General features: G+C 72.4%; 18 protein-coding genes. 14 read left to right on the forward strand and 4 right to left on the reverse strand.

Translation table 11 applies throughout. The features are described from left to right. The first annotated feature begins 2 nt into the window (after positions 1–2). Complete coding sequence (locus tag DEJ50_RS32085; protein WP_150211551.1) at positions 3–4,376, forward strand: trypsin-like peptidase domain-containing protein; 4,374 nt, start codon at positions 3–5, stop codon at positions 4,374–4,376. A 33-nt stretch (positions 4,377–4,409) separates the two neighbouring features. Here the strand turns inward: DEJ50_RS32085 and DEJ50_RS32090 are convergent, their stop codons facing one another. From DEJ50_RS32090 to DEJ50_RS32100, 3 genes are all read right to left on the reverse strand, one after another. After that, the gene (locus DEJ50_RS32090) at positions 4,410–5,450 is read right to left on the reverse strand and encodes a vWA domain-containing protein (protein WP_150211552.1); all 1,041 of its coding nucleotides are present in this window, start codon (positions 5,448–5,450) and stop codon (positions 4,410–4,412) included. Positions 5,451–5,541: 91 nt separating this feature from the next. Continuing rightward, complete coding sequence (locus DEJ50_RS32095) at positions 5,542–6,159, reverse strand: CAP domain-containing protein (protein ID WP_223838003.1); 618 nt, start codon at positions 6,157–6,159, stop codon at positions 5,542–5,544. Between the two features lie 212 nt (positions 6,160–6,371). After that, complete coding sequence (locus tag DEJ50_RS32100) at positions 6,372–7,775, reverse strand: FAD-binding oxidoreductase (RefSeq protein WP_150211554.1); 1,404 nt, start codon at positions 7,773–7,775, stop codon at positions 6,372–6,374. A gap of 172 nt (positions 7,776–7,947) precedes the next feature. Here DEJ50_RS32100 and DEJ50_RS32105 point away from each other — a divergent pair, with 172 nt between their 5' ends. The 10 genes from DEJ50_RS32105 (at position 7,948) to fabG (ending at position 17,995) form a co-directional block, all read left to right on the forward strand. Beyond that, entirely contained in the window at positions 7,948–8,967 is a 1,020-nt protein-coding gene (locus DEJ50_RS32105; RefSeq protein WP_150211555.1) for a beta-ketoacyl-ACP synthase III, read from the forward strand. Between the two features lie 61 nt (positions 8,968–9,028). Then, on the forward strand, positions 9,029–9,268 hold the full coding sequence (locus tag DEJ50_RS32110; protein WP_150211556.1) for an acyl carrier protein: 240 nt from the start codon (positions 9,029–9,031) through the stop codon (positions 9,266–9,268). After that, positions 9,268–10,491 (forward strand): beta-ketoacyl-[acyl-carrier-protein] synthase family protein, encoded by a 1,224-nt coding sequence (locus tag DEJ50_RS32115; RefSeq protein WP_150211557.1) that lies wholly within the window; start codon positions 9,268–9,270, stop codon positions 10,489–10,491. The genes DEJ50_RS32110 and DEJ50_RS32115 overlap by 1 nt, the downstream gene beginning before the upstream one ends. A gap of 159 nt (positions 10,492–10,650) precedes the next feature. Further along, complete coding sequence (locus DEJ50_RS32120; RefSeq protein WP_150211558.1) at positions 10,651–12,489, forward strand: acyl-CoA dehydrogenase; 1,839 nt, start codon at positions 10,651–10,653, stop codon at positions 12,487–12,489. Then, the gene (locus tag DEJ50_RS32125; RefSeq protein WP_150211559.1) at positions 12,489–12,911 is read left to right on the forward strand and encodes an acyl-CoA thioesterase; all 423 of its coding nucleotides are present in this window, start codon (positions 12,489–12,491) and stop codon (positions 12,909–12,911) included. The genes DEJ50_RS32120 and DEJ50_RS32125 overlap by 1 nt, the downstream gene beginning before the upstream one ends. A 1-nt stretch (position 12,912) precedes the next feature. Next, positions 12,913–13,809, forward strand: coding sequence for a fumarylacetoacetate hydrolase family protein (locus DEJ50_RS32130; RefSeq protein WP_150211560.1), 897 nt, complete (start codon positions 12,913–12,915; stop codon positions 13,807–13,809). Then, positions 13,803–14,477 (forward strand): 4'-phosphopantetheinyl transferase, encoded by a 675-nt coding sequence (locus DEJ50_RS32135; RefSeq protein ID WP_223838004.1) that lies wholly within the window; start codon positions 13,803–13,805, stop codon positions 14,475–14,477. The genes DEJ50_RS32130 and DEJ50_RS32135 overlap by 7 nt, the downstream gene beginning before the upstream one ends. Next, positions 14,478–16,073 carry an acyl-CoA carboxylase subunit beta gene (locus tag DEJ50_RS32140; protein ID WP_150211561.1) on the forward strand — a complete coding sequence of 532 codons (1,596 nt, stop codon included), beginning with the start codon at positions 14,478–14,480 and terminating at the stop codon, positions 16,071–16,073. A gap of 52 nt (positions 16,074–16,125) precedes the next feature. Then, the gene (locus DEJ50_RS32145) at positions 16,126–17,208 is read left to right on the forward strand and encodes a branched-chain amino acid aminotransferase (protein ID WP_150211562.1); all 1,083 of its coding nucleotides are present in this window, start codon (positions 16,126–16,128) and stop codon (positions 17,206–17,208) included. Positions 17,209–17,275: 67 nt separating this feature from the next. Then, positions 17,276–17,995, forward strand: a complete 720-nt coding sequence (fabG, locus tag DEJ50_RS32150; protein ID WP_150211563.1) for a 3-oxoacyl-[acyl-carrier-protein] reductase — start codon at positions 17,276–17,278, stop codon at positions 17,993–17,995. Positions 17,996–18,055: 60 nt separating this feature from the next. Here fabG and DEJ50_RS32155 read toward each other — a convergent pair whose 3' ends face one another. Further along, complete coding sequence (locus DEJ50_RS32155) at positions 18,056–18,625, reverse strand: helix-turn-helix domain-containing protein (protein WP_150211564.1); 570 nt, start codon at positions 18,623–18,625, stop codon at positions 18,056–18,058. A 67-nt stretch (positions 18,626–18,692) separates the two neighbouring features. Here DEJ50_RS32155 and DEJ50_RS32160 point away from each other — a divergent pair, with 67 nt between their 5' ends. The 3 genes from DEJ50_RS32160 (at position 18,693) to DEJ50_RS32170 (ending at position 21,572) form a co-directional block, all read left to right on the forward strand. Further along, positions 18,693–19,463, forward strand: a complete 771-nt coding sequence (locus DEJ50_RS32160; protein ID WP_150211565.1) for an AzlC family ABC transporter permease — start codon at positions 18,693–18,695, stop codon at positions 19,461–19,463. Further along, complete coding sequence (locus tag DEJ50_RS32165; RefSeq protein ID WP_150211566.1) at positions 19,460–19,792, forward strand: AzlD domain-containing protein; 333 nt, start codon at positions 19,460–19,462, stop codon at positions 19,790–19,792. Before DEJ50_RS32160 ends, DEJ50_RS32165 begins: the two co-directional genes overlap by 4 nt. Before the next feature lie 1,294 nt (positions 19,793–21,086). Beyond that, positions 21,087–21,572: a helix-turn-helix domain-containing protein gene (locus tag DEJ50_RS32170; RefSeq protein WP_223838005.1), complete on the forward strand. Its 486-nt coding sequence runs from the start codon at positions 21,087–21,089 to the stop codon at positions 21,570–21,572. Positions 21,573–21,623: the final 51 nt, after the last annotated feature.

Raw genomic sequence — 21,623 nt, forward strand, 5'->3', positions numbered from 1 at the left:
GGATGACCACCACAGGAGGTTCGCCGACCCCGGACGCCGCGCTGGGCTCCGCGATCGTCCGTATCGCCGGCCCGGACGGGAAGGTCGGCGGCGTCGGCTTCCTCGTCGCCCCTGACCTCGCGCTGACCTGCGCGCATGTCGTCGCCGACGCGCTGGGACTGCCGCGCGAACAGGTCCCGGCGCCGACGGGCGCCCTGACCCTCGACCGGCCGCTCTCCGGGACCCCCGGGACCTCAGGCGCTGCCGGGACCTCGAGCACCGCCGGTCCGGGCGCGGCCGAGGTGGCGCACTGGGTCCCGTTACGGGCGGACGGCACCGGGGACATCGCCGTCCTGCGGCTGCGCGCCCCGCTCCCCGGCGAGCCCTCCCTCGCCATGGCCTCGCCGCCGAGCGTATGGCAGCACCCGGTGCGGGTGGCGGGGTTCCCCGCTTCCTCTCCCGGCGGCATCTGGCACGCCGGCCGCCTGCGCGGTCCGACCGCCGAGGGCTGGGTGCAGCTCTCCGGTGCCCACCGGCAGGACGTCCCCGTGGACAAGGGCTTCAGCGGCAGCCCCGTCTGGGACGAGCAGACCGGGGCCGTGGTCGGGATGGTCGTGGCCGCCCAGCTCTCCGGCGCCCGCCAGAGCTTTATGATCCCCACCCGGACCCTGATCGCGGAGATCCCGGCACTCGAACCCGTCCTCAGCCCAGTCTCCCCGTTCCGTGGCCTCGCCGCGTACCGGGAGGCGGACGCGGATGTGTACTTCGGCCGGGACGCCGAGGCCGCGGACGTCACCGCCCTCCTGGATTCCGGCACCCGGCCCTGCGTGGCCCTGGTCGGGCCCTCCGGCTGCGGGAAGTCCTCCCTCGCCCTGGCCGGGGTATCGCCGCGGCTCCGCGCCCGGGGCCACGAGGTGCTGGTGGTGCGGGCCGCCGAGGGCCTCCCCGTACGCACCGCCCTCGCGGCGGAGCTGGCCCGGCTGACCCGGCCGCCACGGGGCACCGGCCCGGAGCCGCAGACCGGTCCGGAACCGGGCGTCGGTCCGACGGAACTGCGGGAGCTGGAGGAATCCCTGGCCCGCCACGGCCTGGCGGTCGCCGCCCGCCTCGCCCTGGGCGACCACGCCGATCGGCTGCTCGTCGTACTCGACCAGGCCGAGGCCATGCTCGCGGACCCCGGCCGCACGGACGACGACACCGCGGGGCTGCTCTTCCCCGAGCCGCATCCCCCAGGGCTCCGGGTACTCCTCACGCTCCGGGCCGACTTCCTGGAGACGGCCCTGGCGCACCCGGTCCTGGGCCCCGCCCTGGACCGGGCCGCCGTCCGGCCGTTGCTGCCCATGAGCCGTGCCCAGATGTCCGAGGTGATCCTGCGCCCGCTGTCCCGCACTCCCGGCCTGTCGTACGACCCGGGCCTGGTCGGCCGGATGCTGGACGACGCCGGTGCCGAGCCCGGGGCCCTGCCGCTGCTGGGCTTCGTCCTGGCCCGGCTCTGGGACGAACAGGCCCTGGGGCGGCTGAGGTTCGACTCCTACGAGGAGATCGGCGGGGTCCGGGGAGCCCTGGGCCGCCACGCGGAGGCCGCCTGGCGGGACTGTGTCGAGGAGGCCGAGCGGGACGAGGCCCTGCGCCTGCTCACGGCGCTGGTCCGGTTCCTGCCGGGGAGCGAGGCCCCGCTGCGCGGGGTACTGACCCGGGCCGATGCGGGGGAGGAACGGTGGCGGATCGCCGGCCGGCTCGCGGAGCGGCGGATCCTGGTCGTCGGCGGGGACCCGGAGCGCGGTCAGAGCGTCGAGCTGGCCCACGAAGCGCTGATCGGCGCCTGGCCCACCCTGGCCCACCAGGTGGCGCAGGACCGGGAGTTCCTCATCTGGCGCGCGGGCTTCCGGCGCGACCTCGACCGCTGGCACGAGCTGGACCGGGCCCATGACCAGCTCCTGACGGGGGTGCCGCTCGACGACGCCGTCGCCCACACCCGGACCCGAGGCGATGAACTCACGGCAGAAGAGCGGGAGTTCCTCGAGGCGAGCCTGGAGCGCCGCGCTCTGGAGGCCTCGCACGCGGTGCGGCGCAGGAAGATCAATCAGATGGCCCTCGCCGTCCTGAGCATCCTGCTGGTCATCGCCGTCCTCGCCTCCTGGCTGCTCTACGGGGCGAACGGCAAGCTCGACGAGGACCTGCGGCGCGCCGCCTCCCCGCAGCTCGCACAGCTGGCGGGGCGGCTCGACGACGTATCGCTCACCGCATCGGCTCTGATGAGCGCCGCCGCCTACCGCACGGCTCCCGGGCCCGAGGCGGAAGCGGCCCTGTTCGAGCAGTACGTCCGCATGCGGCACGTGGAACAGATCGCGCTGGAGGGCAGGGGCGCAGTACGGGACGCGGCCCTCAGCGCAGACGGCAGCCGGGTCACCATAGGTCTGCACGACGGCGATGTACTGAGGGCCGACCTCGGCACGGGAGCGCCACGTCTCTCCCAGATCCGGACCGGAACCGCCCGTCTGTCCACGGCCTCACCCGACGGCCGCACCGTCGCCGGCTCCAATCCCATCGGCCTCATCACCACGGGCGTCCAAGCGGCCGACGGCAGCTGGCGGACCGTGAAGCTGCGTACCGCGGAGCAGGCTCAGCACAACGCCCGGGCAGCCACCGACCTCCGCTTCGACGACTCGGGGCGCAGGGTGCTCACCGCCGTCCCCGGAGAAGGGGTCTCGGTGTGGGAGGCGGCCGAGGGAAACCGGATCGGCGGAATCCTTGCACCGCCCGCCGGCTGGAACGTCCTGCACGCCTGGTTCGGGCCGGGCGGCGACACCGTGGTCGGCCGGATCGTCCCGGAGGGCGCTGCCGCCGGGGCGAACGGCAGGCTGGCGCGCTGGCAGCTCTCCGACGGCCGCCGCGACGACCAGACCTGGGGCACCCAGGAGACCGGCCCGGTCTCGGTCAGCGGGGACGGTTCCACGCTCGTCCGGTGCACTGCCGACGGGGTACTGCAGGCCTGGGACCTGACCGGGCAGCCGAAGGTGAAGAAGCAGTACAGCATCAGTCAGCTGGGCCTGGTCTGCCCGCTCTATGTGCCCCGGCTCGACCGCACCGGCCGCTTCCTGCTCAATCCCGCGCAGCGGTTCGGGGCGACTCTGGGCCGGTACCGGTTCCTGGTGATGGACCTTCAGGAAGGGCTGCCCGCCACGCTGGACCTGCCCGCCGCCGCGCAGCAGGACGAGGTCATCGCCGGTTCCGCCGAGCTGCCGGCCATCAGTCTCGCCGGACCGCCCGACGCCATGAAGGTGGCGGTCGAGGTCGGGGCCACCGTGGTCGTCGCCAAGGTGCCCAGGCCGACCGGCTTCGACAGTGCCATGCTCACCAGCCTGATCCGGACCATGGACGCGGACCACGGCCGGGTTGCCAGTATCGATGCGGACGGCAAGACCCTGCGCCTGTGGGACCTCGCATCGCGCCGCCAGCTCGCCGCGCTGTACCCCTCGGCCCCGCTCGCGCGGAACCATCCGCTGTTCAGCCCGGACGGAAAGCGGCTGCTGACCGTCACGGCGGACGGTCTCGGGGTGCTGGTCTGGGACCTGAACGCGGCGGGCGGCGGCCCCGCACTCGCCGAGGTCCGCCGCCTGAAGCTGCCCGCGCCCCCGGGCATCGATCCGGCCCGCGCCGATCCCCGTACCGGCCGCACCCCGGCCGGGGTCAACGTCTGGTTCGACGGTGACGACCACGCCGTGGTCTCGGCCGTCTCCTATGTGTCCCGCTGGGACCTCCGGTCCGGCGCACGGGCGGGCAAGACGTACCAGCCGCCGGTCCAGGAGCTGGTGGACATCTCGACGCGGGCGGCTACCGTCTTCGCTTCGGCCCGCACGGGTCACGAACAGGCGGCGGTGCGCACCGGGGGAGACGAGATCCAGATCTGGGACTTCAAGGAGGGCAAGGTGGTCGACACCTTCACCTCCGACCAGGGCGTGCCCCGGCAGATGGCCTTCGACCAGACCGGCCGGCAGCTGGCCGTGGTCACGACCTCCGGCGCACTCAGGGTCCGGGACATGGACCGGAAGAAGTGGAAGACCCTGGCCTATCAGGGTGTCCAGTGGCTGAACGGTTTCCCCAGTCCGGACCGGCTGAGCACGGTGGCCACGGCCAACTCCTTCACCTTCTGGGATGTGAAGCGGGGCAAGGAGCTGTTCCACTTCACCCCCGGATACGGGGCCGCGGGCGACTGGTCGGCGGACGGCAGCCGGCTCGCCTGGTCGGAGGGTTCGGCCGTGGAGGTGCTGCTGCTGGACCCGGAGATCTGGCGGAAGCGTGCCTGCGACCTGGCCGCCCGTGCACTGACCGAGGGCGAACGCCGACTGCTTCCCGCGGGCAGCCGCACGGATGCCTGCGGGAAGCTGAAGAAGTGACCGTCAGCGTCAGCGTCAGGACCAGTATCAGCGTCAGCTCATCAGCAGCAGCCGGGTGTTCGGCACCAGCTTCCGGTTCACGCTGGTGCTCTGCACGAAGATCGTGAACCCGTCGTTGTGGTCCGGCTTGATGCGCACCTCGCTGTCCGGCAGGCCGAGCAGGGCGCGGGCCTCCGGCCCCGTGTACACCCGGTCCGTCTTCTTCTCCAGCACCGCAATCTGCTTCCGCGCCTGGATCTTCTCCGACTTGCTCAATTGGTAGAACGCGCCACCGGTGCGATAAGTGTGCCCGCATTCGATGACCCAGTCCCGGATCGCCGCCTCGCGCGCCACCGGAATCAGCTGGTAATCCGACGGATTCGCCGGGGTGAGGCCGGCTGCCTTGATGGTGTTTTCGTTGACCGCATCCGCACCGGTGGAGAACACCGCCCGCGATCCCCGAATACCCTTGGTGCGGCCCACCATGAATTTCTCGGTGGCTTCCTGGATGACCTGCCCGGCCTCCTCCAGCCCCTGGGTGCTGGTGGCGTTCCAGATGGCCACATTGTCCTTCGGGAAACCGCACTGCATGGCCTCGCGCTTGCCCATCTGGTCCGGCACCAGCACGGCCAGGGTCCAGTTGTCCTCCTGGGTCTCGATCAACGAGGCGACGGCCTGCACCAGTTCACGCGGGTTCCTGCTGGGGGCGTCCGGGCAGCGGTGACTTGCGTTCTCCTGTCCGTCGGTCAGCACGAACGTCAGGAAGCTGTGGTCGCCGTACAGCTGGGCCGTCTGCGCCAGTTCCCGCTGCGACGTGAGCGTGGCCGCCAGCAGTGCCGTCATTCCGCCGACCCGGTACAGCTGCTTCAGGGACGGCATCCGCAGCACGTCCTTGTCGTAGATGACGCACTCCACCTGGTCCGCGAACACGTACACCGTGACGCGCGTTTCCTGGTCGAGTTCCTGCGATCGGCGGGCCAGATAGGCAATCTGCTGGTCGGCCACTTCGACGACCTTGCCGCTCAGATGTGACATGGACGAACTGGCATCCAGCACAAGAGCAACGTGATTGATGTAGTTCTGGTTTCCGGACATGGCCGCTCCCCCTCTTTCCGACTCGATGCTCCGATCCTCGCACCCACCACTGACAATCGACGGTGGAGTCCGGGCCGGGCATTCGGCCGGTTCACTGCCGGCAGTGTCCGAAGGTCACGACGTACGTTCCGGCCTGGCTCGCGCCGGCTCCGGCCGGATCGGCCGCGCCGGGCTGGGCCCAGGCGCCGATCTCCCGCATCGACGGGTCCAGGACCCTCTCGCGGTGGCCCCATGTGCTGACGTTCGTCCACCAGTTGACCGCGGCCTTCGGGGTGCCCGAGCCGCCCCAGCCGTTGTAGGTGATCTCGGCGACGCCCCAGGACCTGGGGTTCGGGCAGTAGCCCGCGCCCCTGATCCGGCTCAGGGGTGTCGAACCGGTCTGCGGGTTGCGGTGCGAGTCCTTGTTCGGGCCCCACCACTTCTGCTGCACGGCGGCGGCGGAGTGCTGCTGCGCCGCGGTCGTCAGGGCCTGGTTGACGGTGAGTGCGGGCAGGCCCCGCCGTGTGCGCTCGGCATTGATGAGGCAGATCACGGCGTTGCGTGAGGCGCTGTCGTTGCTGCTGCTCGGGGCTCGGTTGGAAGCGGAAACGCTGCATGTGACGGCCGTCGCCGGTGGTGCCGTGACCGGTACCAGTACGGCCGACAGGACGCCGGCCACGGCGAGGCCGCGGGCGGTTCCGGTGAGGGTGAGCGAAGGGTGCCTGTTCAAGGAGGTCCACCTCCCGCGGACACGGACAGGGGTTTCCGGCAGCGGATGCCGGCAGCGGATGCCGGCAGTGGATACCGGCATGGTTTCCGGCAAGGGAGGTGCCACGGCAACGCATGGTGCGGCACGTGGCACGGCCCGCCCCTGTGGCTTCTCCTCCAGGCTGCCATCCGAGGCCGCGACCCGCCATCCGGGCCCGCCCCGCACCGGCCCCCTCACGGCTGAGCGGTGAAGACCTTCCCCGGATTGAGGATGCCCGCCGGGTCCCAGACCCGCTTGATGCCCCGGTGCAGGTCCAGGACCCCCGGACCGAGCTCGGACACCAGCCCGCGCATCTTGAGCAGGCCCACCCCGTGCTCGCCGGTGACCGTGCCGCCGAGGGCGACCGCCTCCTCGACGATGGTCTCGAACACCTCCCGCCCCCGCGCCAGCTCGCGGTCGTCGCCGCGCGGCACCACGATCATCGGGTGCAGGTTGCCGTCGCCGGCGTGCGCCAGGCCCGCGATCCGTACGTTCTGCTCGCGGCCGGTGGCCTCCAGCCGGGCCAGCATCTCGGGAACGAGAGTGCGCGGTACGCAGATGTCCTCGCTGAGCACCAGGCCCTGGCGCTCCAGCGCCGGGTAGACCAGGCGCCGTGCCGCGAACAGGGCATCCGCCTCGGTCTGGTCCTCCGAGCGGGCGCTCCAGGTGGCACCCGCGGCCCGGAAGCAGGACAGCACGGTGTCGGCCTCCTGCACCCCGGCCTCGCCGGGCGCATCGCAGCGCGCCAGCAGCAGCACGTTGCCGGTCTCGCCCAGCCCGGTGTTCTTCCACTCGTCCACGGCGCGCAGGCAGTAGCGGTCGACGAGCTCCAGCGCACTGGGGACGACTCCGGAGGCCACCACCCGGGCGACGGCCCGGCCCGCGGCGGGCAGGTCGTGGAAGGAGCCGACCACCGTGTGTTCGGGCGCCCGTTGCCCGCGCAGCCGCACGGTGATCTCGGTGACCAGGCCGAGCGTGCCCTCCGAACCGACCAGCAGGCCGGCCAGTTCGTAGCCCGCGCTGCTCTTCGCCGTCCGGCGGCCGAGCCGCACCACCTCGCCGCGGCCGGTGACCGCCTCCAGGCCGAGCACGTAGTCGCGCGTCACGCCGTACTTCACGCAGCACAGCCCGCCCGCGTTGGTGGCGACGTTCCCGCCGATGGTCGACCAGGGCGCGCTCGCCGGGTCCGGCGGGTACCACAGGCCCTCGGCGGCGCAGGCGGCCCGCAGGTCGTCGTTGACGACTCCCGGCTGCACCACCGCCAGCCGCTCGTCCGCGTCGATCCGCAGGATCCGGTTCATGGCCGCGAACGAGACCACCACACAGCCCGCCATGGCGTTGGCCCCGCCGGACAGGCCGGTCCCGGCGCCACGGGCGACCACGGGCACGCCGCGCTCGGCGCAGAACGCGACGACGGCCGCGACCTCGGCGGTGTCGCGCGGCTCCACCGCCGCCGCGGGCAGGACGTACGGGGCGCCGGCTGCCTCGTCGTGTGCGAACGACGCCAGCCGCACCGGGTCGGTAACCACCCGTCCGGCGGGGAGGAGTGCGGCGAGGAGCCCGGCGAGATCGGTGAGATCAGAGGTTGTCGTGCTCATAGCCGGGAGGCTCGCACCGGCCCGACCGGGGGGTCAATTGGCCCTTGGTACACGCTCGATACGCGCTCGAGGTTGGGTGTACCAAGGGCCAATTGCCTGGTGACAGCCGTGTCGGCAAGTCTGTGGACGCCAGGTCGGGCCGTGTATGCGGCCTCTACGAGGGGGTGGGTCAATGGCGGCAGTGGTCACCGGGATCGGGGGGTACCTCCCGCCCAGCGCGGTCACGAACGACGATCTTTCACGCACGCTGGACACGACCGACGAGTGGATCCGCACCAGGACCGGAATCCGGGAACGGCGGGTCGTCTCCGAGGGTCTGTCGACGGGCGAACTCGCGGTACGGGCCGGTGCCCGGGCCCTGAGCTCGGCCGGGCTGAGCGGTGTCGACGCGCTCGTCGTGGCGACCACCTCGCCCGAACGGCTCTGCCCGGCGGTCGCTCCGGAGGTCGCCTCCCGGCTGGGGCTGGGCACGATCGCCGCCTTCGATCTGACATCGGCGTGCAGCGGGTTCCTGTACGGGCTCGCCACCGCGGCCGGACTGATCGAGTCGGGCACCGCCGACACCGTGCTGTTCGTCGGGTCCGAGGCGTTCACCACCCTGGTGAACCCCGCGGACCGGGCCACCGCACCGATCTTCGGCGACGGGGCGGGCGCGGTGGTGCTGCGCCGCGGGCAGCCCGACGAGCCCGGCGCGCTGGGTCCGTTCGACCTCGGCAGCGACGGCGCCCTCGCGGACCTGCTGGCCATCCCGGCCGGCGGTTCGCGCCAGCGGTCCGCCAGCGGCGGCCTCGGCCACACCTCCGTCCCCACCGAGGACTGGTACCTGCGGATGGAGGGCCGGGCCCTCTACACCCAGGCCGTCGAACGGATGACGCAGTCCGCGCAGACGGTCCTCAAGCGGGCCGACTGGTCCGTCGCCGACGTCGACTGGTTCGTCGGCCACCAGGCCAACATCCGCATCGTCGCGGCGGTGGCGGAGGAGCTGGAGGTCCCCGAGGAGCGGGTCGCGGTGAACATCGACCGGGTGGGCAACACCCTCTCGGCGTCCGTGCCGCTGCTGCTCAACGACTACGCCGCCCGCGGTGACCTCAAGGCGGGCCAGCGGGTGCTGCTCTCCGCCTTCGGCGCCGGCCTGTCCTGGGGCTCGACCGTCCTGGTCTGGCCCGAGATCTCCGCCGAACCCGTCGACTGACCACCAGCACCAGCACCAGCACAGCACCAGCATCGATCCATCCCACTTCCAGGAGGAAACCATGAGCTCTGTCCACGACTCCGTCGTCGAGGTCTTCGTCGCCCGCTTCGACCTCGACCCCGCCACGGTCGTCGCCGACGCGACCTTCGACGACCTCGGCCTCGACTCGCTCTCCCAGATCGAGCTGGCCACCGCCCTGAAGAAGCGCCTGGGCATCGCCATCACCGACGAGGAGCTGTCCGAGGTCTCCGTCGTCGCGGACATCGTCGCCCTGGTCGAGCAGAAGGGCGCCGCGGTCTGATGACCGGATTCGCCACGGCCATCACCGGCATCGGGCTCGTCACGCCCGCCGGGGTCGGCGTCAAGGAGAGCTGGGACCGGGTGGTCGACGGCCGGGCGACGGCCGCGCACCACGCCGACCTCGCCGGCCTGCCGGTGACGATGGCCTGCCGGGTGCCCGACTTCGACCCGGGCACCCAGGGCCTGCGCGCCGCCTGGCAGTTCGACCGCTACTCCCAGTTCGCCATCGTCGCCGCACGCGAGGCCCTGGCGCAGGCCGGGCTCACCCCCGGCGAGTGGGCGGACAGCTCGCGGGTGGCCGTCATCCTCGGTTCCGGGGCCGGCGGCACCGCCACGCTGGAGGAGCAGCACCGGGTGCTCATCGAGGAGGGGCCCTCCGAGGTCTCCTCGATGACCCTGCCCATGGGCCTGCTGAACATGGCCGCGGGGCAGGTCGCCATCGACATCGGCGCCAACGGCCCCTGCATGGCCCCGTGCACGGCGTGTGCCGCGGGCGCCAGCGCGATCGGCCTCGGCCGCGAGCTGATCCGCTCCGGACTGGCCGACATCGTGGTGGCGGGTGGCGCCGAAGCCCCCATCACCCCGCTGTACGTCTCCTCCTTCGCCCGGATGCGGGCCCTGTCCAGGCGGCTGGACGACCCGCAGACCGCCTCGCGCCCCTTCGACGCGGGCCGGGACGGCTTCGTCCTCGGCGAGGGCGCCGGTGTGGTCGTACTGGAGTCCGAGGAGCACGCACGGGCGCGCGGCGTACGGCCGGTGGCCCGGGTGATCGGGTACGGCGCCTCCGCGGACGCGCACCACGTGACCTCCCCGCACCCCGAGGGCAAGGGGGCCGAACTGGCGGTCCGGGCGGCGCTCGCCGACGCCGGGCTGACCGGGAGTGACATCGGCTACGTCAACGCCCACGGCACGTCCACCCCGCTCAACGACGTGATCGAGGCGGGCGTGATCCGCCGGGTCGCCGGGTCGGACGTCCAGGTCAGCTCCACCAAGGGGGTCACTGGGCACCCGCTGGGCGCCGCCGGCTCCATCGAGGCCGCGTTCGCGGCGCTCACGGTGCACCACGGTGTCATCCCGCCGTCGGCGGGGACCACCGAGGTCGACCCGCGCGTGGAGGTGGACGTCGTCCACGGCACCGCGCGCCACCACCGGGTGGAGGTGGCCCTGAGCAACTCCTTCGGCTTCGGCGGCCAGAACGCCGCCCTGCTGATCGCGTCCGCCTGACGGCACCGACGGCACCGACGGCACCCACGGCGGCGACCGCACGTACGAGCGGCGCGGGGGCGGTGGACCGGAATCCGGCCACCGACCCCCGCCCCGCCGACTTCGCCCGCCCACCGGCCGGCCGACCGCACGATCCGAACCGCTGGAAAGGACCCTCAGATGACCTCGTCGGCCTCCGCCGACCTCACGCGGCTGCTCTTCGACGGCAGGTACGAGCAGACCCACAAGGACCTCCACGACCTCCTGCTGGACCCGGTGTTCGACCCGCGCGAGGGCCTGGACATGACCGGTGCCGGCAAGCTCGCCTACGAGCGGTCCCGCGCCGTGCACGGCGCCCTGGAGAGCCCGCGGCAGATCCTGGCCGACCCGTGGCGGCTCTTCGCCCTCGCCGAGTGGCCCTCGCTGGTGGACGTATCGACGTTCTCCCTGCTGATGGTCCACTACAACCTTGCCTTCGGCACCGTCGTCGAGCACGGCGACCGTGAGGACCTCAAGGACCTGGTCGACGAGCTGGACCGGCTGGACTCCTTCAGCCCCTACATGGCCACCGAACTCGGCTACGGCAACAACGTGGCCGCGCTGCGCACCGAGGCCGTCTACGACCCCGAGACCGAGACCTTCGTCCTGAACACCCCGGACGCGCTCGCCCAGAAGTACATGTCCTACAGCGGCTTCCAGGACATCCCCAAACTGGCCGTCGTGATGGCCCGCCTGAAGGCGCACGGCAAGGACCACGGCGTGTTCCCGTTCCTGGTGCGCATCAGCGACGGCACCACGCTGTGCGGGGGCATCCACGCCGCCCCCTGCCCCGAGAAGCCGGTGCAGGGCCTGGACAACGGCCTCACCTGGTTCGACCACGTACGCATTCCCCGCCGCAACCTGCTCCACGGCGACATGGGCGGTTTCGGCGAGGACGGCGTGTTCCGCCCCGCCTCCGGCAACCAGCGCAAGCGCTTCCTGCGGGCCATGAGCCGCATCCTGCCCGGACGGCTGTGCGTCTCCAGCGCCGCGACCGGCGCCGGCCGGGCGAGCGTCTACATCGCCCTGCGCTACGCGGTGCAGCGCCTCACCAACGCCCCCGGCCGCAACGACCTGCCCGTCATCGAGTACCGCAGCCACCAGCTGGCCCTGTTCACCGCGCTGGCCCGCACGTACGCGATGACACTGCTGCTCAACCACGCCAAGCGGGAGTTCACCGAGGCACCCCGGAACGCCGTGCCGGCCGAGCTCAACCACCTGGTGTCGATCACCAAGGCCCTGTCCACCTGGGAGATGACCGACGTCATCGCCGTATGCCGGGAACGCTGCGGCGCCCAGGGCATCTTCAGCGTCAACCGGATCGCGGACTACGGCTCCCTGCTCCAGGGCCTGGTCACCGCGGAGGGCGACAACCAGGTGCTGCTGGCCACCACCGCCGGGCAGATCATCGCCGGCGGCGACGCGGACACCGAGCCGGCCGCCGCGCCCGACCCGCACGGCCGCGACCTGCGCGACGCGGGGTTCCTGACCGCCGCCCTGCGCCACCGTGAAGAGGAGCTGCTGCGCCGGGCCCGCACGGCCATGGCCGACGACTCCGTGGACCGGACGTACTTCGAGGCGTGGAACGCCACCATCAACACCGGCCTGGAAATGGCCCGGGCGCGCGGCGTCCGCACCGCGCTCGAATGCCTCGCCGAGGCGGCCGACGCCGCGCAGACCGAGGAGTCCCGCGCCGCACTGGACCTGCTGACCGCGCTGTACGGACTGACCGAGGTCGGCCGGGACGCGGGCTGGTACCTGGCGCGCGGGGTGCTGACCGCCGCCCAGGTCGAGGACATCGCCGCCCAGACGGACGCCCTCTGCGCGGACCTGCTTCCGTACGTACAGACCCTCACCGACGGGTTCGGCCTCACCCCGCAGCTGCTCCGGGCGCCGATCGCCGCCGACGACTACGTGACGGCCTTCCAGGCGCAGACCGGCGCCCACGGCCCGGCCGCCGCGGAAGGAGACCGGTCCTGATGGCACGCCACACCTACCCCTGCCCGATCCGCTGGTCGGACATGGATGTCTACGGCATCGTCAACAACGTCTCCTACCTGCGCTACCTGGAGGAGGCCCGGGTCGACTTCGTCTTCCGGATGGCACCGACCGACGGCGACGCCTTCTTCCGGGACGGCTCGGTGGTGGTGGAGCACTCCATCCGCTACCGCAGGCAGCTGGTCCACCGGCACGAGCCGGTGGAGATCGAGATGTGGGTCTCCGACCTCCAGTCGGCGACCGTGGCCATCGACTACGTCGTCCGGGACGGGGACACCGTCTACGCCACCGCCTCCACGGTGATGGCACCGTTCGACTACCGGGCCGGACGGCCCCGGCGGCTGACCGACGAAGAGATCCACTTCTTCGAGAAGTACCTCGAGCAGAGCCCGGCGGCCGGCTGACATGCGCCTGCTGAGGATCGGGCCGCCGGGGCGGGAGCGGCCCTGCGCCGTCGGCCCCGGCGGCACCGTCCGGGACCTGTCCGCGTGGGTGCCGGACTGGACGGGCGCCCACCTGGACCCGGACGTGCTGCGGGGCCTGGCGGCGCGGCTGGAGCGGGAGGGCGCACGGCTGCCGGAGGTCGATCCGGCCGCCGAGCGGATCGGGCCGCCCGTCCGCCCCGGCGGACACCTGCTGTCGATCGGACTCAACTACCGGGCGCACGCCGCCGAGGCGGGGCTGGCCCTGCCCGACGAGCCGATCGTCTCCAGCAAGGCGCCCTCCACGATGGTCGGCCCCCACGACGACCTGCTGCTGCCCCCGGGCGGCGACAAGACCGACTGGGAGGTCGAACTCGCGGTGGTGATCGGGCGGACCGCCCGCTACCTGCCCGACCGGGCAGCCGCCGCCGGGCACATCGCCGGATTCGCCACCGCCAACGACCTCTCCGAGCGCAGCTGGCTGCTGGAGCGCGGCGGGCAGTGGGTGAAGGGCAAGTCCTTCGAGACATTCGGCCCGCTGGGGCCGTACCTGGTGACCCCCGACGAGGCCGGGGACCCGCAGGCGCTCCGGCTGACCTGCAAGGTCAACGGCCGGCTCGTACAGGACGGCTCCACCGCGGACATGCTCTTCGACGTGGCGCACCTCGTCTGGTACCTGAGCCGCTTCATGGTGCTGCACCCCGGCGACGTGGTGCTGACCGGCACCCCCGGCGGAGTCGCCCTCGGCCGGCCGGACCAGCCGTACCTGCGGGCCGGGGACCTGGTCGAGGCCGAGGTGGCGGGCCTGGGCGCACACCGGCAGCGCTGCCGCCCCGCCGTGGTACCGGCGGCCGGGGACCTGGTGGAGGCCCGGTGGTGATCGCGGACCTGCTGCCCCCGCCGGTGGCCGCCTGGGAGTCCTCGCAGGACCACCCGGAGTTCGTGCCCCACCGGGCCGAGACCGCCTCGCTGCTCAGCTCCGCCTCGCGGCGGCGCGGGGAGTTCGGCAACGGGCGGTACTGCGCGCACCGCGCCCTGGAACGGCTCGGTACGCCCGCCGGCTCGATCCCGGTGGGGGAGCGCGGGGCGCCGAGCTGGCCCCGTTCGGTGGTCGGCAGCATCACCCACTGCCGCGGCTACACGGCCGCCGCGGTGGCCCGGCGCGGTGAGATCGCCGCGCTGGGCATCGACGCCGAGCCGCACCTGCCGCTGGACGCCGAGGTGCTGGAGTTCGTCGCCGGGCCCGAGGAACGCGCGCACGTGGCGGAGCTGCTCGCCGGCCGGCCCGAAGTGCGCTGGGACCGGCTGCTGTTCAGCGCCAAGGAGAGCGTCTACAAGGCGTGGTTCCCGGCCACCGGGCGCTTCCTGGGCTTCCGGCAGGCCCGGGTCCGCTTCGATGCGCCGGCGGGGACCTTCTCCGCCGAGGTGCCCGGTGCACCTGCTGTGCCCGCCCGGCTCACGGGCCGCTGGCGGGTCTCGGGCGGCGTACTCGTCACCGCCCTCGCCGTACCGGCCGTGCCGGCCTCCCCGGAAGGAGAACGAGAGTAGATGACCGTCCAGCAGAAATCCCCCCGCCGGGCGCCGCAGCCGGGCAACGACGCCCGCGGGCGGGTGGCGGAGCTGCACGCGACCCGGGAGGCGGCCTTCCGGGGCCCCAGCGACCGGGCGACCGAAGCCCAGCACGCCAAGGGCAAGCTGACCGCCCGCGAACGCATCGAACTGCTGCTGGACCCCGGGTCGTTCAACGAGATCGAGCAGCTGCGCAGGCACCGGGCCGTCGGCTTCGGCATCGAGGAGCGCCGGCCCCACACCGACGGTGTGATCACCGGCTGGGGCACGGTCGAGGGCCGGACCGTGTTCGTGTACGCCCACGACTTCCGGATCTTCGGCGGTGCCCTCGGCGAGGCGCACGCGGAGAAGATTCACAAGATCATGGACATGGCCATCGCGGCCGGCGCCCCGCTGGTCTCCCTCAACGACGGCGCCGGCGCCCGTATCCAGGAGGGCGTCTCCGCGCTCGCCGGCTACGGCGGCATCTTCCGCCGCAACGTCCGGGCCTCCGGGGTGATCCCGCAGATCTCGGTGATCCTCGGACCGTGCGCCGGCGGGTCCGCCTACTCTCCCGCACTCACCGACTTCGTCTTCATGGTCCGCGGCACCTCGCAGATGTTCATCACCGGACCGGACGTGGTCCGTGCGGTGACCGGCGAGGACGTCACCCAGGAGCGGCTCGGCGGCGCCGACGTGCACGCGGAGCTGTCCGGGGTGTGCCACTTCGCGTACGAGGACGAGTGGACCTGCCTCGACGAGGTCCGCTACCTGCTGTCCCTGCTGCCCTCGAACAACCAGCAGGAACCGCCCGCCCCCACGGCCACCGACCCCGAGGACCGGTACTGCGACGCCCTGCTGTCCCTGGTGCCGGCCGAGGGCAAGCTGCCCTATGACATGCGCAAGGTCATCGAGGAGATCGTCGACCACGGAGACTTCCTGGAAGTCCACGAGCGCTGGGCGCCCAACATCCTGTGCGGGCTGGCCCGGCTGGGCGGCCAGCCCGTCGGCATCGTCGCCAACCAGCCGGTGTCGCTGGCGGGCGTCCTGGACATCCGGGCCAGCGAAAAGGCGGCCCGCTTCGTGCGGATGTGCGACGCCTTCAACATCCCGCTGCTGTCCCTGGTGGACGTGCCCGGGTTCCTGCCGGGGGTGGACCAGGAGCACGGCGGGGTCATCCGGCACGGCGCGAAGCTTCTCTACGCGTACTGCGAGGCCACCGTCCCGCGGATCTCCCTGGTCCTGCGGAAGGCGTACGGCGGCGCGTACATCGTGATGGACTCCCGCTCCATCGGCGCGGACCTGTCGTACGCCTGGCCGACGAACGAGATCGCGGTGATGGGAGCCGAGGGCGCCGCCAACGTCATCTTCCGCCGGGAGATCGCCGCGGCCGACGACCCGCAGGCGACCCGGGACCGGATGGTCAAGGACTACCGCTCGGAGCTGATGCACCCCTACTACGCGGCCGAGCGCGGCCTGGTGGACGACGTGATCGACCCCGCCGACACCCGGTCGGTGCTGATCCGCTCCTTCCGGATGCTGCGCACCAAGCACGCGGAGCAGCCCAACCGCAAACACGCCAACACCCCGCTGTGACACGGCGACCCGAGAAACGAACCGGTATCCCTGCGACGCTCCGGAGCGAGCCATGACCATCACCTTCACCATCGAACCGGCCGACCCGCTGCCCGCCGCCGAGCGGGCCGCCCGCCTGGAGGCACCCGCCTTCGGCGAGGTGTTCTCCGACCACATGGTCAGCATCGACTGGGACCGGGAACGCGGCTGGCACGACGCCCGTCTGCACCCCTACGGCCCGCTGGTCCTCGACCCCTCGGCCCAGGTCTTCCACTACGGCCAGGAGGTCTTCGAGGGCATGAAGGCCTACCGCCGTCCGGACGGGACCGTGGCCACCTTCCGCCCGTACGCCAACGCAGCCCGGTTCAACCGCTCCTGTGAGCGGATGGCCATGCCGGCCCTGCCGGAGGAGACCTTCGTCGAGGCGCTGGAACTGCTGGTGACCGCCGACCGCGACTGGGTCCCGGAGCAGCAGGGGCACAGCCTCTACCTGCGCCCCTTCATGATCGCGACGCAGCACACGATCGGTTTCTACGGGCCGTCCGCCGCCTACCGGTTCATGGTGATCGCCTCGCCCGCGGCCTCCTACTTCACGGCGGGGGCCAAGCCGCTGACCGTCTGGCTGTCCCGGGACTACACGCGGGCCGCGCCCGGCGGGACCGGTGAGGCCAAGTGCGGCGGCAACTACGCGGGCACCCTGGTCGCCCAGGCGCAGGCCCGGGAGCAGGGCTGCGACCAGGTGGTGTGGCTGGACTCGGCGGAGCGCCGCTGGGTGGACGAGATGGGCACCAGCAACCTCTTCTTCGTCTACGGCTCGAAGCTGGTCACCCCGGAACTGTCGGGCACCCTGCTGGCGGGCATCACCCGGGACTCGGTCCTGGCCCTGGCGGCCGAACTCGGCTACGAGGCCGAGGAGGGCCGGATCAGCGTGGAGCAGTGGCGGGCCGACGCGGAGTCGGGAGCGCTGACCGAGGTGTTCTCCTGCGGGACCTCCTCCATGATCACCTCGGTCGGTTTCGTACGCAGCGCAGACGGCGACTGGACGATCGGCGGCGGGGAGCCCGGCCCGGTCACCACGCGTCTGCACGCCGAGCTGACGGGAATTCAGACCGGGCTCCGGCCCGACCCGTTCGGCTGGGTCCACAAGATCGCCTGACCCGGTGGGCCGCGCCTGCGGCCCGGGCCGGCACAGAACCTGAGACAGAGAAAGGGTGCGTGGAGAGATGAGCCGTTCGGTCCTGGTCACCGGCGGGAACCGGGGCATCGGCCTCGCGGTGGCGCGCGCGTTCGCCGAGGCGGGCGACCGGGTCGCGGTGACGTACCGCACCGGCGAGCCGCCCGCGGAGCTCAAGGAACTGGGGTGCCTCGCCGTCACCTGCGACGTCACCGACGCCGACGCGGTGGAGCGGGCGTTCGGGGAGGTCGAGGAGGCGCACGGGCCGGTGGAGGTGCTGGTGGCGAACGCCGGCATCACCCGTGACCGGCTGCTGATGCGGATGTCCGAGGAGGACTTCACCGACGTCCTCGACACCAACCTGACCGGTGTCTTCCGGGTGGTCCGGCAGGCCGCGGGGGAGATGCTGATGGCCCGGCGGGGCCGGATCGTGCTGGTCTCCTCGGTGGTGGGCCTGCTCGGCTCGGCGGGGCAGGCCAACTACGCGGCCTCCAAGGCCGGCCTGGTCGGATTCGCCCGGTCGGTGGCGCGCGAGCTCGGCGCCCGCGGGATCACCTGCAATGTGGTGGCGCCGGGCTTTGTCGAGACGGACATGACCCGGGCGCTGAGCGAGGAGCAGCGGGCCGCCATGCTGGACCGGGTGCCGCTGGCCCGCGGGGCCCACGCGGACGAGATCGCCGCGGCCGTGCAGTACCTGGCCTCCGAGGGCGCCGCGTACGTCACCGGCGCCGTGCTGCCGGTCGACGGCGGACTGGGCATGGGCCACTGAGCCGCCCCGCCGCCGCGGCGGCGAGCGCCGGACCGGACCCCTGCGGGTCCGGCCCGGCGCTCAGTGGTGTTCGGAGACGAGCACGGCCGTGGTCCCGGGCTCCAGTGCCTGGAAGACGTGCGCCACATCGGCCGGGTAGCAGATGTAGTCCCCCGGGTGCAGCTCGACCGGTTCGTCGGCGGTGCCCACCATGGCCCGGCCGGAGCTGATGACCACGTGCTCCACCACTCCGGGCAGGTGCGCGGCGGAGGAGCGCTGGGGCCCGGGTTCGGCCGCGATGCTGTACACGTCGCGCCGGGCGCCGGGCGGTGAGGCGGCGAGCAGGGTCGCGCGGTAGGCGCTCTGCGCGGAGTCCACCGCAGGCCCCTGGCCCGCGCGGATCACCTGGACCTGCGGCCTGGAGGCGGCGAGCAGCCGGGAGAACGGGATCTCCAGGGCCACGCACAGCGCCCACAGCGTCTCCAGGCTGGGGTTTCCGGCGCCTGATTCCAGCTGCGAGAGCGTGGACTTGGCCAGTCCGGCCCGGCGGGCCACCTCGGTGAGGGAGAGCCCGGCCCGTACCCGCTCCGCCCGCAGGGACGCGGCAATCATTTCGAGCGGGGGCTTGAGGGCGGGATCGGCATCGGGCATGTCGTTCACTCCAGTGGTCGATTGTTCGCCTTGACGAACGCTGGTCGTGTTGTTCATCATAAACGCCATGCGTTCGATATGGAGAACATTGGACCGGGGTCCGTTACGCGACATCGCCCTCGTCTGCCTGGCCGTCGGCGTCATCGGCGTCTCGTACGGCGCCGTCTCGGTCACCGCCGGCTTCGCCTGGTGGTTCCCCGTCCTGATGGGCGCGCTCGTCCTCGCCGCGTCGTCGGAGTTCCTGTTCGTCGGGATCATCGCGGCCGGCGGCAGCCCGATCGCCGCGCTCCTGGCCGGTCTCCTGGTCAACGCCCGCCACCTGCCGTTCGGCTTGGCGGTCCCCGATGTGCTGGGGCGCGGCTGGCGGCGGATGCTCGGCACGCACCTGATGAACGACGAGACGGTCGTCTTCGCCATCGCCCAGGACGGCCTGCCGCGCAAGCGGGCCGCGTACTGGGCCTGCGGCCTCGGCATCCTGGTCTGCTGGCCGGCCGGCGCCGCCCTCGGGGCGCTGCTCGGAAGCGTGGTGGAGGACACCGGGACCCTGGGTCTGGACGCCATGTTCCCCGCGGTGATCGTGGCGCTGATCCTGCCCGCCCTCAAGGAGCGGGCCCTGCGGCGGACCGCGCTGGCGGGTTGCGCCCTGGCCCTGGCGGCGGTCGCGTTCCTGCCGGCCGGCCTGCCCGTCCTGGTCGCGCTCGCCGCGCTGCCGCTGTTCGTGATCCTGTCGGCCCGGCAGGACGGGTCCAACCCTTCTGATCCTTCTGATCCTTCTGGCCCTGCCGATCCTGCCGATCCTGCCGAGTCCTGTGATTCAGCCGAAGGGGCCGTCCGATGAGCGACGCCGTACCCGTGGTGCCGGCCCTGGCCGCGATGCTGGCCCTGGCGGGCGGCACCTTCCTGCTCCGCCTCTCCGGCCCGGCGCTGCGTGCCAGGGTCACCTTTCCGCAGCGGGCGGAGAAGTTGCTGGAGGTTTCCGCGGTCGTCCTGCTCGCCGCCCTCGCCGCCACATCGGCACTCGCCGAGGGCGCCGACTTCGCGGGTGTGGCCCGGCCCGCCGGCGTCGCCGTCGGCGGCGTACTCGCCTGGCGCAAGGCGCCGTTCCTGGTGGTGGTGCTCGCCGCCGCGGGTACCGCGGCACTGCTGCGCCTGGCCGGAGTCCCGTAGATCCGTCCCCACGCTCCCGGCCGTACCCCCGGCCGGACCGACCCGATGCGCCCGCCGGCCATGCGCCGGCGGGCGCATCTTTGTTTCTGGTTTATCCCGCAACAGAAAAGCGAGAAATCCGGACCGATGACGGCTGATTTTCAGCCGGATGGTGTCTCAGATATTGGATCACACATTGCCTCCACAGGAATACGTCGAGTAGCGTGACATACGTGGTGACCAGGGAGTAACGCCCTTCGTCGCCGAGAACGCGTCGACCATTTGCGTCCGGGCCACCTATTCCTTCAAGACACCCGGGGGAGTTGTCATGGGCGAGGGGCGTGCACCCTGTGACCTGGCGGACCTTTACCATGATCATGTCTGCGGATGCGCGGCTCCGGGGAGCCCGTACGGCGATCTCCCCGGTGTCCCGCACCGTGCCTCTTTATGGCTGAAAAGCGGGTGGCCGATAATTGCCGCCCGGCCGGCTGGAAAAGCAAAGGGGAACGGCATGGGGCAGGCGGCCGAATTACGCGTGACGACCCTCGTCCATAATCGACGCCGGGCCGCCGCAATGCCCCGCGACTTCCGACCGGCCGTCCCCAGCGGAACCCGGTTTTCCTGCCGTCTCGAAGAGGCCGGACGCTACCGCACCCACCTCAGCCCACCGCGGACCCCCTGTGGGCAGCCGCCCCCCGGCACCCTCGGGCAGTGCGAACCGGCCAACGCCTGTGCCGCCTCCCGGAACCTGCCCCCGCCCGGGGCGGTGCGCGTACGACGGTAACCGGCCCGCGGGGGCGGATCCGGGTGGCTGCGAGCATCCGCCGCGCACCCGGAGGCCGGTCCGCGCTCGCCGTCCGTCCTCTGCACTGAGCCCGTCGGCAGCCCCCTCGAACGAGCGGGGCCTGCGGACTTCTGCGCCGCGCCCGACCGGACTTCAGGCCCGGACCGCACGGCCCCGGCCGGACCCGCCCACACCTCCGTCACCGTCGTCACCTCCAACACCTTCGTCACCGCCGACACCGGCCGTCGCCCGCCATGACGGCCGCGACGCGACGACCGTACGGAGGGCCGGGCCACCCGGCCTCCGCACCTCGGGGATTCCTGCGTGCCCGGATCCGAGCGGAACTCCATGTGTCCCCGCACGTGCTCCCCCGATGCGCGCGGTGCCCGTCCCGAGGGACGTTCCCCCACCGACGGGCCGTCCGTGAAGGAGCGTCACGCGCCACCTGCAGGCCCCGCACGGCCTGCGCCGATCCGTCGGCACCGCCGACGGCCCATCCCACGGTCCAGAACTCAGGAGTCCGACCACACCATGAACGCCGCAGACACCTGGAGCCAGCACGCCTGGGGCTCCTACCTCGTCACCGACCGGGGCCCCGTGCCCCAGGACCGCGCCTGGGAGGCCGTCCTGGCTCGTGTGCCGCTGCTGTCGGAACGCGAGTTCGACGTCTTCCAGCTCCTCGCGAAGGGGGCATCCAACCGGACCATTGCGGTCCGCCTCGCCATCACCGAACGCACCGCCAAGGCCCACGTGGCGCAGATCCTGGCGAAGCTGGACGTGGAGTCACGGCTCCAGGCCGGCATCGTCGGATTCGCCTGGGGGACCCTCAGCAGAGGGAGCGGCGAGCCGCCCAGAGTGCTCGCCCCCTCCGGAGCCGCCCTTTTCGGCACCCCGCCCGACCTGCAACCCACCCCCGACCGGCATCTCGGAACCGGGCCGCACCCGCCGCCGTCGCGCTCGGCGGCGGGAAGACCCGTACGGAAATCCCTGGGCGAGAACATCCTGCGGGACCTCTGAACCGTTCCACCGCCGCGCCGCGCCGGGCCACTGTGCCGGCGCGGCGGGGCC

It is taken from the genome of Streptomyces venezuelae (assembly GCF_008642295.1).
Taxonomy (GTDB): Bacteria; Actinomycetota; Actinomycetes; order Streptomycetales; family Streptomycetaceae; genus Streptomyces; species Streptomyces venezuelae_C.

Excerpts from the sequence above, each read along its gene's own strand:
- DEJ50_RS32165 (WP_150211566.1), top strand. The coding sequence starts at position 19,460 with ATGAGCGACGCCGTACCCGTGGTGCCGGCCCTGGCCGCGATGCTGGCC.
- DEJ50_RS32085 (WP_150211551.1), top strand. The coding sequence starts at position 3 with ATGACCACCACAGGAGGTTCGCCGACCCCGGACGCCGCGCTGGGCTCC.
- DEJ50_RS32130 (WP_150211560.1), top strand. The coding sequence starts at position 12,913 with ATGCGCCTGCTGAGGATCGGGCCGCCGGGGCGGGAGCGGCCCTGCGCC.
- DEJ50_RS32100 (WP_150211554.1), bottom strand. The coding sequence starts at position 7,775 with ATGAGCACGACAACCTCTGATCTCACCGATCTCGCCGGGCTCCTCGCC.
- DEJ50_RS32125 (WP_150211559.1), top strand. The coding sequence starts at position 12,489 with ATGGCACGCCACACCTACCCCTGCCCGATCCGCTGGTCGGACATGGAT.
- DEJ50_RS32145 (WP_150211562.1), top strand. The coding sequence starts at position 16,126 with ATGACCATCACCTTCACCATCGAACCGGCCGACCCGCTGCCCGCCGCC.
- DEJ50_RS32090 (WP_150211552.1), bottom strand. The coding sequence starts at position 5,450 with ATGTCCGGAAACCAGAACTACATCAATCACGTTGCTCTTGTGCTGGAT.
- DEJ50_RS32155 (WP_150211564.1), bottom strand. The coding sequence starts at position 18,625 with ATGCCCGATGCCGATCCCGCCCTCAAGCCCCCGCTCGAAATGATTGCC.
- DEJ50_RS32105 (WP_150211555.1), top strand. The coding sequence starts at position 7,948 with ATGGCGGCAGTGGTCACCGGGATCGGGGGGTACCTCCCGCCCAGCGCG.
- DEJ50_RS32120 (WP_150211558.1), top strand. The coding sequence starts at position 10,651 with ATGACCTCGTCGGCCTCCGCCGACCTCACGCGGCTGCTCTTCGACGGC.
- fabG (WP_150211563.1), top strand. The coding sequence starts at position 17,276 with ATGAGCCGTTCGGTCCTGGTCACCGGCGGGAACCGGGGCATCGGCCTC.
- DEJ50_RS32110 (WP_150211556.1), top strand. The coding sequence starts at position 9,029 with ATGAGCTCTGTCCACGACTCCGTCGTCGAGGTCTTCGTCGCCCGCTTC.
- DEJ50_RS32170 (WP_223838005.1), top strand. The coding sequence starts at position 21,087 with ATGAACGCCGCAGACACCTGGAGCCAGCACGCCTGGGGCTCCTACCTC.
- DEJ50_RS32140 (WP_150211561.1), top strand. The coding sequence starts at position 14,478 with ATGACCGTCCAGCAGAAATCCCCCCGCCGGGCGCCGCAGCCGGGCAAC.
- DEJ50_RS32115 (WP_150211557.1), top strand. The coding sequence starts at position 9,268 with ATGACCGGATTCGCCACGGCCATCACCGGCATCGGGCTCGTCACGCCC.
- DEJ50_RS32160 (WP_150211565.1), top strand. The coding sequence starts at position 18,693 with ATGCGTTCGATATGGAGAACATTGGACCGGGGTCCGTTACGCGACATC.